15 protein-coding genes are annotated in these 16217 nt (G+C 39.6%); 11 read left to right on the top strand and 4 right to left on the bottom strand.

Going from position 1 to position 16217, the window contains the following annotated elements; genetic code table 11:
- Positions 1 to 399: 399 nt before the first annotated feature.
- The gene (locus tag H5160_RS01230) at positions 400 to 1080 is read right to left on the bottom strand and encodes an HAD family hydrolase (protein WP_182736462.1); all 681 of its coding nucleotides are present in this window, start codon (positions 1078 to 1080) and stop codon (positions 400 to 402) included.
- Positions 1080 to 1790 (bottom strand): bifunctional 2-polyprenyl-6-hydroxyphenol methylase/3-demethylubiquinol 3-O-methyltransferase UbiG, encoded by a 711-nt coding sequence (gene ubiG / locus H5160_RS01225; RefSeq protein ID WP_024597262.1) that lies wholly within the window; start codon positions 1788 to 1790, stop codon positions 1080 to 1082. Before ubiG ends, H5160_RS01230 begins: the two co-directional genes overlap by 1 nt.
- A gap of 176 nt (positions 1791 to 1966) precedes the next feature.
- On the opposite strand from ubiG, the gene gyrA reads away from it, so the two are divergent.
- The 10 genes from gyrA (at position 1967) to H5160_RS01175 (ending at position 12778) form a co-directional block, all read left to right on the top strand.
- Entirely contained in the window at positions 1967 to 4666 is a 2700-nt protein-coding gene (gene gyrA / locus H5160_RS01220) for a DNA topoisomerase (ATP-hydrolyzing) subunit A (RefSeq protein ID WP_002961163.1), read from the top strand.
- Positions 4667 to 4824: 158 nt separating this feature from the next.
- Complete coding sequence (gene serC / locus H5160_RS01215) at positions 4825 to 5907, top strand: 3-phosphoserine/phosphohydroxythreonine transaminase (RefSeq protein ID WP_182736460.1); 1083 nt, start codon at positions 4825 to 4827, stop codon at positions 5905 to 5907.
- The gene (aroA, locus tag H5160_RS01210; RefSeq protein ID WP_182736459.1) at positions 5907 to 7184 is read left to right on the top strand and encodes a 3-phosphoshikimate 1-carboxyvinyltransferase; all 1278 of its coding nucleotides are present in this window, start codon (positions 5907 to 5909) and stop codon (positions 7182 to 7184) included. Before serC ends, aroA begins: the two co-directional genes overlap by 1 nt.
- A gap of 106 nt (positions 7185 to 7290) precedes the next feature.
- The gene (cmk, locus tag H5160_RS01205; protein ID WP_182736458.1) at positions 7291 to 8001 is read left to right on the top strand and encodes a (d)CMP kinase; all 711 of its coding nucleotides are present in this window, start codon (positions 7291 to 7293) and stop codon (positions 7999 to 8001) included.
- Positions 8002 to 8096: 95 nt separating this feature from the next.
- A complete protein-coding gene (rpsA, locus tag H5160_RS01200) occupies positions 8097 to 9764 on the top strand; it encodes a 30S ribosomal protein S1 (protein WP_002961176.1) in 1668 nt (555 codons plus the stop codon).
- A gap of 67 nt (positions 9765 to 9831) precedes the next feature.
- Entirely contained in the window at positions 9832 to 10119 is a 288-nt protein-coding gene (ihfB, locus tag H5160_RS01195; protein WP_002961178.1) for an integration host factor subunit beta, read from the top strand.
- 21 nt (positions 10120 to 10140) lie between these two features.
- Positions 10141 to 10422 carry a lipopolysaccharide assembly protein LapA domain-containing protein gene (locus tag H5160_RS01190; protein WP_039489780.1) on the top strand — a complete coding sequence of 94 codons (282 nt, stop codon included), beginning with the start codon at positions 10141 to 10143 and terminating at the stop codon, positions 10420 to 10422.
- Between the two features lie 2 nt (positions 10423 to 10424).
- Positions 10425 to 11561 carry a lipopolysaccharide assembly protein LapB gene (lapB, locus tag H5160_RS01185; RefSeq protein WP_002961182.1) on the top strand — a complete coding sequence of 379 codons (1137 nt, stop codon included), beginning with the start codon at positions 10425 to 10427 and terminating at the stop codon, positions 11559 to 11561.
- A gap of 44 nt (positions 11562 to 11605) precedes the next feature.
- On the top strand, positions 11606 to 12310 hold the full coding sequence (pyrF, locus tag H5160_RS01180) for an orotidine-5'-phosphate decarboxylase (protein WP_002961184.1): 705 nt from the start codon (positions 11606 to 11608) through the stop codon (positions 12308 to 12310).
- A 93-nt stretch (positions 12311 to 12403) separates the two neighbouring features.
- Entirely contained in the window at positions 12404 to 12778 is a 375-nt protein-coding gene (locus H5160_RS01175; protein WP_039489775.1) for a hypothetical protein, read from the top strand.
- Positions 12779 to 12817: 39 nt separating this feature from the next.
- Here the strand turns inward: H5160_RS01175 and H5160_RS01170 are convergent, their stop codons facing one another.
- Together H5160_RS01170 and H5160_RS01165 are read right to left on the bottom strand one after the other, a co-directional pair.
- Positions 12818 to 13651 carry a S1 RNA-binding domain-containing protein gene (locus H5160_RS01170; RefSeq protein ID WP_002961188.1) on the bottom strand — a complete coding sequence of 278 codons (834 nt, stop codon included), beginning with the start codon at positions 13649 to 13651 and terminating at the stop codon, positions 12818 to 12820.
- A 2-nt stretch (positions 13652 to 13653) separates the two neighbouring features.
- A complete protein-coding gene (locus tag H5160_RS01165; protein WP_182715358.1) occupies positions 13654 to 14982 on the bottom strand; it encodes a DEAD/DEAH box helicase in 1329 nt (442 codons plus the stop codon).
- 208 nt (positions 14983 to 15190) lie between these two features.
- Here H5160_RS01165 and H5160_RS01160 point away from each other — a divergent pair, with 208 nt between their 5' ends.
- A complete protein-coding gene (locus H5160_RS01160; RefSeq protein WP_002961191.1) occupies positions 15191 to 16198 on the top strand; it encodes a rhodanese-related sulfurtransferase in 1008 nt (335 codons plus the stop codon).
- Positions 16199 to 16217 lie beyond the last annotated feature (19 nt).

Below are 16217 nucleotides of genomic sequence, written 5' to 3'. Positions count from 1 at the left end.
TTCCTTGGGAATTATGTATTTTGACCAATGCTTTATACCTCGCCGGGGCAAGGTATATACTCATTTATTATAAGTTTCGCCATATTTGCGAATTTAATTGAATAACATTTGGCCACAATATCTGGTGTTGTTCAATTTAGAGATCACAAGATAGTGTGGTCTGAGTTGTTTTGCAAGGGACATAATTGCCCCTATTTGTGGATAACTTCGGGATAACGTATTTGTGTTAGTAGATACTCACCTTCGAACAATCATTTAAGTTGAAATATGCAAAAATCAACTAATGATCTGCTAAATTTACGCATTTTAAAAATAAATTTTGACTGCTTTTTTTATCAGCAAGCTTTGCGTAAAAACTAACACAATCACAATATATAGTGTTTATTAATTAACATGGCACTATATATGGTTAAAACCATCAATTGGGCTTTGCCAGTTAAAATCAGCATTCCAGCTGTTGGCTTCATCAATACTTGGTATGTAACCCCAAAGTGCCGTTGCTGTGCGCATACCTGCGGCTTTGCCTGCTTGTATGTCTCGCTGTGCATCACCAATGTACAAACAGCGTTTTGGTTGCACTCCCATAAGCTTTGCACAGTGTAGCAGCGGTAAAGGGGATGGCTTAGCTTCAGCTAAGGTGTCGCCACTTATTACTACACTAGCATTTTTCAATGCGGGAATTGCTGCCACTAAAGGATCAGTTAAAAACCCTGGTTTGTTAGTCATGATCCCCCATTTGATCTTTTTCTGATCAAGGGCAATAAGCAACGATTCAACACCGCTGAAGCAATGCGTGTGATTTGCTATGTTTGCAGCGTATTCGTCAACTAATTGCTTAATAAGCTCGCTTTGAGGTTGTGTGTCCCATAACTCTTTAAAACCAGCCTCTAATAATGCGCCTGCGCCGTTAGATGCCGCAGGACGGTATACATCACTACTAACAGGCTCTATTTTATTATTAATGAGAACTGCATTTAAAGCCGCACCTAAATCATCAGCGGTGTCGAGTAGAGTGCCGTCTAAATCAAATAAAAATGCTTCGTACTCAATAAGGGGGAGGGGGGCTTGAGAGTTAGCCATTAAGCTAACTTCTCGAAGTACAGTATGTAATTTACGCTAACGTCACTATTGAGCGTATATTGTTTTGATAGTGGGTTATAAGAAAGGCCTGTACTTGCACGAACTTTTAAACCCGCTTGCTCTGCCCATGTAATAAGCTGTGCAGGTTTTATAAACTTTTTATGGTCGTGTGTACCTTCAGGCACCATTTTTAAAAGCTTTTCAGCACCAACAATAGCGTATAAATATGCTTTAGGTGTTTTGTTCAGGGTTGAAAAAAACACGTCTGCGCCTGGTTTGGCAAGTGCAGCTACGGCATGAATGATAGATGCTGGGTCGGGAACGTGCTCAAGCATTTCCATACAGGTTATTACATCAAAGCGCTCTGGGTGTTGCGATGCAAACTCTTCTGCTGGCACTTTTATGTAATCTACATTTACGCCAGTTTCTAAACTGTGCAACTTAGCAACAGTTAAAGGCTCTTGCCCCATATCGATGCCAGTTACTTTTGCGCCCATGCGCGCCATGCTTTGGCTTAAAATACCGCCACCACAGCCAACATCGAGTGTTTCTTTATCGAATAAGCCTTGCGTTTTGTTTGCTATAAAGTCTAAACGTAACGGGTTAATTTCGTGAAGAGGTTTGAATTCTCCGTCTAGGTCCCACCAACGCTCGGCGATGGCTTCAAATTTTGCTATTTCTGCGTGATCTACATTTTGATGTTCGGTCATAAAATACTTCCTCGTCAATCTGAGGCCATTATATAGGGCTAAATTGATAAATCGCAAAGTTTTGCGCCTGTAAATTAAAATTAATTGTGATAGCATGGCTGTTAGAAATAATAACAATACTCTTAATACCCAATACCGGGTTGTTGAGAGCTGATACTGAAGGAATGTGATATCAAATGACTGATCTCGCCAATGAAATTCTGCCAGTCAATATTGAAGACGAGTTAAAAAACTCCTACTTAGATTACGCAATGAGCGTAATTGTAGGACGTGCATTACCAGACGTACGTGACGGCTTAAAACCTGTTCATCGCCGCGTTTTGTTTGCAATGAACGAGCTTAGTAATGACTGGAACAAGCCTTACAAAAAATCGGCCCGTGTGGTCGGTGACGTAATCGGTAAATACCACCCACACGGCGACAGTGCAGTTTATGACACGATAGTTCGTATGGCTCAGCCATTCTCACTGCGTTATATGCTAGTAGATGGCCAAGGTAACTTCGGTTCGGTTGATGGTGATTCAGCAGCGGCAATGCGTTATACAGAAGTACGTATGGCTAAAATGTCGCATGAGTTATTAGCCGATCTTGAAAAAGAAACGGTTGATTTCGTTCCTAACTACGATGGCACTGAGTTCATCCCTGATGTTTTACCAACGAAAGTTCCTAATTTATTAGTGAATGGTTCGTCAGGTATTGCAGTAGGTATGGCTACAAATATACCACCACATAACTTAACTGAAGTTGTAAATGGTTGTTTGGCACTTATTCAAAATCCAGATTTAACTATTTTAGAGTTAATGGATTATATCCCTGGTCCTGATTTCCCAACGGCTGCAATTATCAACGGTAAGAAGGGTATTGAACAAGCCTACTTAACTGGCCGTGGTAAAGTGTACATGCGTGCACGCGCCGACATCGAAACCGATGAAAAAACAGGCCGTGAAACAATCATCGTTCACGAAATTCCTTATCAAGTTAATAAAGCTCGTTTAATTGAAAAAATTGCTGAGCTGGTTAAAGATAAGAAAATTGAAGGTATTAGTGCGCTACGTGATGAATCAGATAAAGACGGTATGCGTATCGTTATTGAAATCAAACGTGGTGACGTAGGCGAAGTTATTTTAAACAACTTGTATTCACAAACTCAGTTACAAACTGTGTTTGGTATGAATATGGTTGCGCTAATTAATAACCAACCTAAATGTTTCAATTTAAAAGAAATGTTAGAAGAGTTTATTATTCACCGTCGTGAAGTAGTAACTCGTCGTACAGTATTTGATTTACGCAAAGCCCGTGACCGTGCACACACGCTTGAAGGCTTAGCGATTGCGCTTGCGAACATTGACCCAATTATCGAACTTATTCGTAAATCCCCTACACCTGCTGAAGCTAAAATTGCTTTAACAGCGCGTCCGTGGGAATTAGGTAATGTACAAGGTATGCTTGAAAAAGCAGGTGAAGACAATGTTGCTCGTCCAGATTGGTTAGCAAGCGAACTTGGTATTCGCGATGGTCAATATTATATCTCTGAGCAACAAGCTCAAGCAATTCTTGATTTGCGTTTACATAAGCTAACAGGTCTTGAACACGAAAAAATCTTGACCGAATACCAAGCGTTATTAGAACTAATTGCTGAACTACTTTATATTTTGGCAACTCCTGAGCGTTTAATGGAAGTTATACGTGACGAGCTAGTTGAAATTAAAGAGCAATATGGTGATGAGCGTCGCACTGAAATTAATGCAGCTGCTCACGATATCAGCCTTGAAGACTTAATTACCGAAGAAAACGTAGTAGTAACGCTTTCTCACGAAGGTTATGTGAAGTATCAAGCATTGTCTGATTACGAAGCACAGCGTCGTGGTGGTAAAGGTAAGTCAGCAACGAAGATGAAAGATGAAGATTTCATCGAACGTCTATTAGTTGCAAATACACACGATACTATATTGTGTTTCTCTACGGCCGGTCGTTTATATTGGCTTAAAGTATATCAGTTACCACTAGCGAGTCGTGCAGCGCGCGGTAAGCCAATTGTTAACTTGTTACCACTTGAAGCTGATGAACGTATTACTGCTATATTGCCAGTACGCGAGTACGCAGAAGATAAATACATCTTTATGGCAACAGCATTTGGTACAGTTAAGAAAACACCATTAACGGCTTACAGTCGTCAACGTGCAAGCGGTATTATTGCTGTTAACTTAAATGATGGCGATAGCCTGATTGGTGTTGATATTACCGATGGTAGCAACGAAATTATGTTGTTCACTGATGCAGGTAAAGTTGTACGCTTTAAAGAAGCTGAAGAAACAACAGTTGTTGATGAAAACGGTAACCCAGTATTAGACGAAGAAGGTAACCCTGAGATTCGTTTCAAAGGTGTTCGCCCAATGGGTCGTACTGCTACAGGTGTTCGTGGTATTAAAATGGCCGATGATCAACGCGTAGTATCGTTAATTGTACCAAAAACTGACGGTGCTATTTTAACGGTAACTGAAAATGGTTACGGTAAGCGTACACAACTAGAAGATTACCCATCTAAGAGCCGTGCAACACAGGGTGTTGTATCTATCAAGGTGAGTGAGCGTAACGGTGCTGTTGTTGGCGCTGTACAAGTTGATGATAACGACGAAATCATGATTATTTCAAATCGTGGTACCTTAGTACGTACTCGCGTTAATGAAGTTTCTACGGTTGGACGTAACACCCAAGGTGTTATTTTGATCAGAACTATTGACGAAGAGCAAGTAGTTGGTTTACAACGTATAGAAGAGATTGAAGTTACAGAAAGTGACTTGATTGATATTGAAGACGTTGAAACTGTAGATACGGTTATTGATGAAGTAGCGGATGATAATCCTCCTTCAGAATAATTGATATTGAAAAAGCGGCCTTGGCCGCTTTTTTTAATGTTGTTGAAAAAAATTAATAGGGTGTGAAGTTATATTCATTCACTAAAACTCAAAGGTTTAGTGGGTGGGTATTGAGCATTCATGCTAAGTAGTTAAATTACTGGAATGAGGCAAAGGTAATGAGTAAATATAATTTTTGTGCGGGGCCAGCTATGCTTCCGCAAGCGGTTATGAAAAAAGCACAAAAAGAGTTTCTAGATTGGCAAGATTTAGGTGTGTCTGTGATGGAAATAAGCCATCGTAGCAAAGAGTTTTTAGCCCTTACAGCTAAATGTGAAGCCAGCCTTCGTCGCCTAATGAATATCAGTGATGAATTTGAAGTGCTGTTTATGCATGGTGGTGGTCGTGGTCAGTTTAGTGCTGTGCCATTAAATTTACACCAAGAAGGCAAAGCTGCGGTTTATTGCGAAAACGGCGTGTGGTCAAAAAGTGCAACAGACGAGGCCAACAAGTTTACTCAAGCAACCTCTATTGATGTGCGTAATGATGCCAATGGCGAGTTTTCTATTAAACAGGTTGCTGATTGGGTGTTACCAGAAGATGCATCTTACATTCACTATTGCCCTAACGAAACGGTTGACGGCTTAGAAATTTTTGATGTACCAAGCCACCCAACTGCACCGATCGTTGCTGATATGTCGTCAACTATTTTATCACGCGAAATAGACGTTAATAAATTTGATTTAATTTACGCTGGTGCGCAAAAAAATATCGGCCCGTCGGGCATATCAATCGTTATTGTTCGTAAAACATTACTTGAGCGTGAAGGCTTACCTAAGCCAGGCATTTTAGATTACGCATTAGAAGCAAAACAAGGCAGCATGTTTAACACGCCTCCTACATTTGCTTGGTATTTAGCTGCTGAAGTATTTCAATGGCTTGAAAGTAATGGTGGCGTAAAAGCGATGGAAGTTCAAAATATTGCTAAAGCGCAGCTACTTTATGACTTTATTGATGAATCGAGCTTTTATACCAATAAAGTAGCTAAACATTGCCGTTCACGTATGAATGTTCCGTTTTGGCTTAATGATGAAAGCTTAGATGATAAGTTTGTTGCTCAGTCTAAAGATGCAGGGTTACTCGCTCTTGAAGGCCACAGAATTGTGGGCGGTATGCGCGCAAGTATTTATAACGCAATGCCTATTGAAGGTGTTCAAGCACTTGTAGACTTTATGGCTGCTTTTGCAAAGGAGCACAGCTAATGGAGCAGCTTCGTTTAGAACCTATTTCTAGAGTAAATGGCACAGTAACCCTACCAGGTTCAAAGAGTCTATCGAACAGAATTTTATTATTAGCAGCACTTGCAAGCGGTACTACCGTTGTAGAAAACTTACTTGATAGTGACGATATACGCCATATGCTGGGCGCCTTAAAGTTATTAGGTGTAAATGTAACTTTAAATGATGACCGCACTGTAGCCACCGTAGAGGGTGTTAGTGGTGTGTTTAATACACCGACTGAGCCATTGTTTTTAGGTAATGCGGGTACTGCTTATAGACCTTTAACGGCAGTACTTGCTGCCGTTGCTGGTAAGTACGAGCTAATTGGCGAGCCACGTATGGAAGAGCGCCCGATAGGGCACTTGGTTGACGCGCTGCAAGCATTGGGTGGTGATGTTACTTATACAAAGCACAAAGACTACCCACCACTTAAAATTGTCGGTGGCCAAATAAAAGGCGGTGAGGTTGAAATTGACGGCAGTATTTCAAGTCAATTTCTAACCGCTCTATTAATGGCAGCGCCATTATTTAACGGTGATACAACAATAACTATTAAAGGTACTTTAGTCTCTAAACCTTATATTGATATTACACTTGATGTAATGGCACGTTTTGGGGTTAATGTTGAGCACAGTGATTATGCAACCTTTAAAGTTAAAGGTGGTCAACAGTATCAATCATTAGATCGCATAATGGTTGAAGGCGATGCATCTTCTGCCTCTTACTTTGTTGCTGCGGCTGCAATTGCAGGCGGTGAGATTGAAATTAAGGGCGTGGGTGCCAAATCGGTGCAAGGTGATATAGGCTTTGCCAAAGTAATGGAGCAAGTAGGCGCAAAAATTGATTGGTATGATGAGCGTTTAGTTGTTCGCAAAGGCGAACTAAAAGGCGTGGATATTGACGCCAATGCAATTCCTGATGCAGCCATGACTCTTGCAACTGTTGCTCTTTTTGCCAAAGGCCCAACAGCCATTCGTAACATTTATAACTGGCGAGTAAAAGAGACAGACCGTTTATATGCAATGGCAACTGAGCTTCGTAAAGTAGGCGCACTGGTTGTAGAAGGTGAAGACTTTATAGAGATCACCCCACCTGAAACATTTAATGATGTTGCTGTTGATACTTACGACGATCACCGTATAGCCATGTGTTTTGCAATGGTTGCTGTTGGTGGAAAGCCAATAACAATTAATGATCCAAAGTGTACCTATAAAACATTTCCTACATTTTTCAATGTTTTAGCGTCAGTCAGTGAATAAGCTAATTAGAAGTAATTACAAAAGTTACACACTAATAGCAGATATATTTTAATAACTGACGTATAATGTCGCGGTTTATTTAGGTGTGCATTGCAGGAGGTTTTAAATGCAGGCGTTATTAATGCCCGTGATCACCGTTGATGGCCCAAGTGGTTCAGGTAAAGGAACTGTTTGTCGCTTGTTAGCCGACAAGTTAGGGTGGGATGTATTAGATAGCGGTGCGATTTATCGTGTTTTATCTTTAGCTGCACTTCATCACCAAATTGCATTAGACAATGAAGAAGGGCTTGTCCCGCTTGCTGCAAATTTAGATGTGCAGTTTTTGGTAGATAGCCAAACTAATGCAGGTAAAGTTATTTTAGAAGGCGAAGATGTAACCACTACTATTCGTAATGAAGAAGTAGGCGCTGCGGCTTCAAAAGTTGCAGCATTACCTCGCGTTCGTGAAGCGTTATTACGTCGCCAGCGTGCATTTCGCACTGAAAATGGCTTAATTGCCGATGGCCGTGATATGGGCACTGTGGTTTTTCAAGATGCGCCGTTAAAAATATATTTAACAGCCAGTGCAGAAGAGCGTGCTCGTAGACGCTTTGTTGAGTTGAATACGCGCGGCCTTGATGTTACACTAAGTGGTCTATTAGAGGACATTCAAGCTCGTGACGAGCGCGATATGAATCGCACCGTTGCTCCGCTTGTACCTGCAGAGGATGCTATTGAGATCGATACTAGCGATCTTAATGCACAGCAAGTGTTTGATAAGGTAATAACTTTATTGGATATTGCTATCTCTGAAGGTAAGCTTCCTAAACGAAGCTAAACACATTTTATGCGCCAGCAGGATGCCAGTGCTATTTTAACAACCCCATGCAGCATGGTTGCTTATTGGTATTAATATATGAGACGTATATTCGTATGTCAGAAAATTTTGCGCAGTTATTTGAAGAAAGCTTAAAGGGTTTTGAAGCAGAGCAAGGCTCTATCGTTAAAGGTACAGTAATCTCTATCGAGAATAACATTGTACTTGTAGATGCTGGTCTTAAATCAGAAAGTGCTATCCCTGCAGAGCAGTTCAAAAATGCTGCTGGTGAACTAGAAGTTGCTGTAGGCGACGAAGTAGATGTTGCACTAGATGCAATTGAAGACGGTTTCGGTGAAACTATCCTTTCTCGTGAGAAAGCTAAGCGTCACGAAGCATGGATCCGTCTTGAGAAAGCATGTGAAGAGCAAGAGACTGTTACTGGTGTTATCAACGGTAAAGTTAAAGGCGGTTTCACAGTTGAAGTTGATTCAATCCGTGCTTTCCTACCTGGTTCACTTGTTGATGTTCGTCCAGTACGTGACACAACTCACCTTGAAGGCAAAGAGCTTGAATTTAAAGTAATCAAGCTTGACCAAAAACGTAACAACGTTGTTGTTTCACGTCGTGCAGTTATCGAATCTGAAAACTCACAAGAACGTGAAGAGCTTCTTGCTAACCTTGTTGAAGGCCAAGAAGTTAAAGGTATCGTTAAGAACCTTACTGACTACGGTGCATTCGTTGACCTTGGTGGTGTTGATGGTCTACTACACATTACTGATATGGCTTGGAAGCGTGTTAAGCACCCTTCAGAAATCGTTAATGTTGGCGACGAAATCGCAGTTAAAGTTCTAAAATTCGACAAAGATAAAACTCGTGTTTCTCTAGGCCTTAAACAGCTTGGTGAAGATCCATGGGCAGCTATCGCTGGTCGTTACCCAGAAGGTTCTAAACTTTCTGGTCGTGTTACTAACCTTACAGATTACGGCTGTTTCGTGGAAATCGAAGAAGGCGTTGAAGGTTTAGTACACGTTTCTGAAATGGATTGGACTAACAAGAACATCCATCCTTCAAAAGTTGTAAGCCTTGGCGACACTGTTGAAGTTATGGTTTTAGAAATTGACGAAGAACGTCGTCGTATTTCTCTTGGTCTTAAGCAATGTATTGCTAATCCTTGGCAGGAATTTGCTCGTCTACAAAACAAAGGCGATCAAGTTACTGGTAAGATCAAATCAATCACTGACTTCGGTATCTTTATCGGTCTTGACGGTGGTATTGACGGTCTTGTACACCTTTCAGACATTTCTTGGAATACACCTGGCGAAGAAGCTGTACGTGAATTCAAGAAAGGCGACGAAATCACTGCTATCGTATTGCAAGTTGACCCAGAGCGTGAACGTATCTCTCTAGGTGTTAAGCAAATCGAAGCTGACCCATTCAATAACTACCTTGATGCAAACAAAAAAGGTGCTATTGTTAAAGGTAAAGTGACTGAAGTTGATGCGAAAGGCGCAACTGTTGAACTTATCGAAGGCGTTGAAGGTTACATCCGTGTAGCTGATATCGCTCAAGAGCGCGTTGAAGATGCAACTACTGTTGTTTCTGTAGGCGACGAGATTGAAGTTAAATACGTTGGTGTTGATCGTAAGAACCGCACTTTAAGCTTATCTGTAAAAGCTCTTTTCGAAGCTGAAGAGAAAGAAGTACTAGAGAAGCTTAAGAAAGAAGAGCCAGTGTTTGAAAACGCAATGGCAGCTGCTTTCGCAAATGCACAAAAAGACTAATATATAATTAGTTTTTAGTTGGAAGGGCATTTTTTGCCCTTCCTATATCTCTTTTTAAGGAAACGCTATGACTAAGTCAGAATTGATAGAAATACTTGCGGAACAACACGCACACGTTCCAGTGAAAGATGTTGAGAATGCTGTAAAAGAAATTCTTGAACAAATGGCCGGCTCATTATCTACTTCAGATCGTATTGAGATCAGAGGTTTTGGTAGTTTCTCTTTGCATTTCCGCGCTCCTCGCACAGGTCGTAATCCTAAGACTGGCGATACAGTTGAGCTTGAAGGAAAGCATGTACCTCATTTTAAACCAGGCAAAGAATTACGCGACCGCGTGAATGAAAGCATTGCCTAGTTAACTTAGTGGAGTAGTTACTTGTTCAAGGTATTAAAAATTATTCTGGTTGCACTATGCCTTATCAGTGCATTTGTATTAGGGTCACAAAACCCACAGTTAGTACAAGTAAATTACATTATAGCCAGTAATACACTACCTTTAGCTGTAATAATAAGTATCTGCTTTTTATTAGGTGTTTTGATTGGTTGTTTTATTAGCTTTAAATTGTTTTCGCAATTAAAGTGGCAAAACTACCGCTTAAAAAAGCAATTAGCGCCTGAAAAAGATAAAAAAAAGCTTGCCGCGAATAAAGACACCTAACTATGATTGAGCTTTTGTTTTTACTATTACCTGTTGCCGCTGGTTACGGTTGGATTATGGGTAAAAACAGTGCTAAAAACCAAGCTCATCAACTTAATCGTCAGATCACTTCTGAATATAGCAAAGGCTTAAAATTTCTACTCGATAGAGAAGAAGATCAAGGCTTAGAGCATTTAATCAACTTACTTGAAGTTTCAGCCGACTCTGTTGAACACTATTCTACACTTGCCACCATGTTTCGCCGTAGAGGTGAATTAGACCGCGCAATAAAAATTCACGAACTTCTATTAAAACACCCAAGCTTAAATGAACAACAAGCTGCAACTAGCCGTTTAGAACTAGCCGAAGATTATATAATGGCCGGACTACTAGATAGTGCGGAAGAGCACTTAGTTTGGTTAGTTAAAGCAGGGCATGTAGAAGCGCTGGACCCTATTATCACTTTATATTCGCAAACCCGTGAGTGGGAAAAAGGCATCAACATGTTTGAAGCCCATAGCGAACTATTTTCAAAAGAACAGCAATTTAAAGCAATTGCTAATTTTTATTGTGAGTCAGCTTTAAGTGACAATACACCCCAACTAATGAGAAAAGCGATTAGCTTAAATTATAAAGCCGTGCGTCCGCTTTACGAGTTAGGGTTAGTTGCTTACGCAAAAGAAGATTACGTTAAAGCTATTTATTACTGGCGTGAACTTGTCTCTCAATTTACCTTGTTTGCTCCGTTGTTTATTGATGAGCTTGCACACAGTTATAAACAATTGAATTTGACGCATCAATTTCACGAGTTAGTCAGTGACTTGTTAGAGAAGGGCGGTGTATTAATTAAAATAAAGCATTGCCAAGCATTACTTGAGCAAGGTCACACCAAGCAAGCCTTTGAATTTTTAACTGATAGCTTAAAACGTCAACCTACTATTCGTGGTTTTAGTTTTTTACTGCAATTAATGGGTGACCAAAATAAAAATACTAAAGAAGTACTTAACGAAATTGATAAGCTTGTAACCTCTTATATTGCTACAAAACCAGATTTCCAATGCCAGCATTGTGGTTTTACAAGCTACACCATATATTGGAACTGCCCTTCTTGTAAGCATTGGGAAACCATTGTTCCAAGTCGAGGCTTAGACGGATTTTAATAACCCCATAATTAATAACTTTACTGCCATTCACTAGGATAGTTATGTCTTTCGAACACTCAAAAAAAATTCTTATTGCATTAGATTACGATGATCAAGAAGTTGCTTTAAACTTTGTTAAACAACTTTCTCCTGATACTTGCCGTCTCAAGGTCGGCAAAGAAATGTTTACCTATTTTGGACCTGCATTTGTTAAAGAGTTAATTGATTTAGGTTTTGATGTTTTCTTAGATTTAAAGTTTCATGATATTCCTAATACAGTAGCTAAAGCGGTTACTGCAGCTGCTAAAATGGGGGTGTGGATGGTAAACGTTCATGCTTCTGGTGGCTTTGAAATGATGAGCAAAGCTAAATCGGCTCTAGAGCAATTTGGTGACAAAGCCCCATTACTTATCGCTGTGACTGTATTAACAAGTATGGATGAAACAGAACTTAAGCGTTTAGGTGTTGATAAATCAGCTCAAGAGCAAGTTATCTATTTAGCTAAGCTTGCAAAGGAAGCTGGGCTTGATGGTGTCGTGTGCTCTGCACAAGAAGCAAAAGCTTTAAAAACAGAGTTAGGTGATAGCTTTAAGCTTGTTACGCCTGGTATACGCCCTGAAGGGAGTGATGCGGGTGATCAAAAGCGTATAATGACTCCTAAGCAAGCTATTGATTCAGGAAGTGACTATTTAGTTATAGGCAGACCGATTACTCAAGCAGATAATCCTGTAAAAGTGCTTAGTGATGTTAATAACTCTATAGCTTAATTTAACAATAAGCAGTCATATAGTGCTAAAACCCCTTACCTTATGTGAGTTTTATGTTACATTAATAAAATCAAAATGTAGTAGGGGTTTGTTTTGAAGTTATTTTTTGGTTCTATAATAATTGTTATTGCGGGTTTTTCAGTAAATAAGTACGTTTTTTCTAATAAAGCATACGATGGTGTAACAACCGTTACAGATATAATTCCAACGTACCCAGTCGATATGTTTGATTTTAAAAAAACAATGCAAGATTATGCTCATCATCTGTGTTACAAAAATGAAGATACACTCATATCTCAGCATGTAAGCGTTAGTGAATGTATATCAAAGCTTGATGATAAAAAAACAGAATGTGAAAAAAAGGTTTTTCGTTTGGCACCGCTCAATCTTGAGTCGGAAGTTGAAGTGCTTGATTATTCAAGGCAATATACGCAATGTACATTGCCTTATAAATATATTTTAGGTTAATTACAAACAGGTATTATTAGTAATTACAGCCAATTATAATTAAGATCTTAAGCGAATGGATTTCGCTTCAATATCTATTAACTCTTGTTTAAATAAGCCACCAATTGCTTTTTTATAATTAGCCTTACTTGTAGAAAACATCTTTTTTATTGCTTCAGGATCAGACTTATCACCAAGTGGAATAACACCGCCTTCGTTTTTAAGCTTTTGCATAATAGTTTCACCAAGGTCACTTACTTTTCCCATACCTGGCTTTTCTAGTACAACATCAATTTTTCCGTCGTCACGTACTTTTTGAATATAGCCTTTAAGCTTTTGACCCACAAATAAGCTTTTAAATACCATATTGTAAAAAACAACACCGAAGTGCGACTCTTCAATTAATACTTTGTAGCCAATATCTGTTTTGCCAGCAACAATTAAATCCACTTCTTGTAAGTGAGTATATTGCGGCTCATCTTTTGATAAGAAACGATTAAAATTGTTTGAGGCACAAATACGTTGGCTTGCATTATCAAGATACAGGCGTACTAAATAAGAATGGCCTTCTTGCATGCGTGGCTTTTGTTCATTAAAAGGTGCAAGCACATCTTTCTCAAGCCCCCAATCTAAAAATGCCCCAATACTATTTATTTCTTTAACGCGTAGTAGGGCATACTCGCCAACTTGAGCATGTGGTTTCTTTATTGTTGCTGTGGCTAAATTAGCATTGTCTAAAAAGATAAATACACTAATACTATCGCCCGCTTCAAGCTCATGTTTTATTTCTTGTTTTGGTAAAAATACTTCACCTAAATCATGGCCGTCTAAGTAAGCACCTTCGTTACTCACTTCTTTTACAAATAATGTTTGTGTGGTTCCTAGGTAACTCATAATTATTCCTGCTCAGGCTTTTTTTTACGGCGCATTGGTGTATCGCCATCAATGTTCATCGGTGCTTTAATTGGTGCTGTAGGCTTTTTAGGTTTAGCTTTGCGTTTAAATGCAGGCTTTTTAACAGCGGCGGCTTTTTCTTTAGATTTGTCCCACGCTGCCTCAGGTTTTTTCTCTTTTAAACCTTTAAACTTAGCTTTTAAGCTCTCTATGCTCGCAAATTTTAATTCGTCATTTAAAAATGCTTTAATAGCTAAATAACTTGCCCAATCTTTTGGGCCAACTAATGAAATTGCATTTCCTTTAAAGCCAGCACGTCCTGTACGACCTATGCGGTGTACATATTCTTCAGCGTGTTTTGGTAAATCAAAGTTAATAACGTGCGTTACGCTCAACAAATCTAAACCACGAGATGCAACGTCGGTGGTAATCAATATTTTAAAGTTTTCGCGACTAAACGAATCCATGATATCTAAACGTTTGTTTTGCGTTAAATCACCAGCAAGTGCTACAGATTTGAAGCCTTTAGCATTAAGCGCTTCACTCAAGCGACTCGTGTCAGAACGTGTTGCTGTGAAAATAATACATTGACCAACATCATCTTGGTTTAAAAAGTGCTCTAATAGCGCTTCTTTATGATCAAGGTGATCGGCAAGGTATAACGTTTGTTTAATATCACTATGTTGCTCGTTTGCTGCACTTAGCGTAATTTGCTTTGGTTTTTTTAATAGGTTACGTGATAGTGCATCTACTTGTGCATGGTCAAGTGTTGCAGAAAACAATAACGTTTGACGTAGACGGTGATTAGCTTGCTCGTTAATCATTTTTAACTGCTCGGTAAAGCCTAAATCTAAAATACGATCGGCTTCATCAAAAATAAGCAGTTCTAGTCCACTCAATTGTAATGAACGTTTTGTAATGTGATCAGCTAAACGCCCTGGTGTAGCAACTACGAATTGTGGGTCGTTTCTAAGTGCTTTTATTTGGTCATTAAAGTTTTCGCCACCAAGTATTTTTACGGCCTTAATGGCTGTGCCTGCAATTAATAAACGTAGCTGAGTAAATACTTGCGTAGCAAGCTCACGCGTAGGAGCAACAATAAGTACACGAGGATCGCGTTTGCTGAGTGCTTTTTGTTTCATAACCCTTTGTACAGCAGGTAATAAAAACGCCAAGGTTTTGCCCGACCCAGTTTTAGACTGAGCGAAAATGTCATGCCCTGCAAGTGCGGTAGGCACTGCATGCGCTTGAATATCGGTGGGCTGGGTGATCCCTTGATGTGCTAGTTGTGTTTCAAGGCGTGTATCAATCCCAAGATCAGTAAACTGCAATGTGTGTTTCTCCAAAATGAGCAAATTAACTCTATAAATTTATCAGCGCATTATAGCTTACACAGCTAGGTCGCTAACAGTAAAAACCAATCTATAGCGCTATTTTTTGCAATTAAACTAAAAAAGCGTAAAATACGCGCCCCATATGCGCCGGATTTACGATTCGGTAGACGCCAATATTGGCTAACAAGGCAAAATAGGAAATATAATGACTGTTGTTCATAAAGATAATGTAACGGGCGATCACTTTGTAGTATGTGCGCTGTATAAGTTTGTAGGTTTACCTGAATTTGAAGCTATCCGTAAGCCATTACTAGAAGTTATGGAAGCAAATGAAGTACGCGGTACTTTATTGCTCGCTGCCGAAGGTATAAACGGCACTGTTTCTGCAAAACGTGAAGGGATAGACAACTTATTAGCATGGCTAGATGAGCAACCAAATTTAAAAAACATCGTTACAAAAGAATCTTACGACGATGAATGTCCGTTTTACCGTACTAAAGTAAAACTAAAAAAAGAAATTGTAACGATGGGCGTTGAAGGCGTAGATCCGCTCAAAGTTGTGGGTAGCTATGTAAAGCCAAATGAGTGGAACGCACTTATATCTGACCCTGAAGTAATTTTAATTGATACACGTAATGATTACGAAATTGAAATTGGTACATTTCAAAATGCGGTCGATCCAAATACTAAAACCTTTCGCGAATTTCCACAGTGGGCAAAAGAAAACTTAGACCCTGAAAAACACAAAAAAGTGGCGATGTTTTGTACAGGTGGTATCCGCTGCGAAAAATCGACAGCCTACATGAAAGAGCAAGGTTTTGATGAAGTTTATCACCTTGAAGGCGGTATCTTAAAATACCTAGAAGAAGTGCCAAAAGAAGAAACCATGTGGGAAGGCGAGTGTTTTGTATTTGATAATCGCGTTGCGGTTGATCATGATCTACAAAAAGGCTCTTATGATCAATGCCACGCGTGTCGTATGCCAATTACAGAAGACGAAAAGTTAAAGCCTGAATACATGGAAGGCGTCTCTTGTCATCATTGTATTGAAGAAGTTACGGACGAACAACGCGCACGTTTTGCAGAGCGCCAAAAGCAAATAGAATTAGCGCAAGCGCGTGGTGAGGGCCATATTGGTAATGAAGCACAAGCTGTTTTACAGCAACGTAAAGAAGCTAAAAAAGCCCAAAAAGACGCTCAGCGCGGTAAATAAATTTATACAATAAGTATTA

The organism is Pseudoalteromonas sp. SG43-4, assembly GCF_014164325.1.
Lineage (GTDB): Bacteria > Pseudomonadota > Gammaproteobacteria > Enterobacterales > Alteromonadaceae > Pseudoalteromonas > Pseudoalteromonas distincta.
Note: the sequence above shows the minus strand (reverse complement) of the source record. Positions and strands in the feature narration are given on the sequence as shown.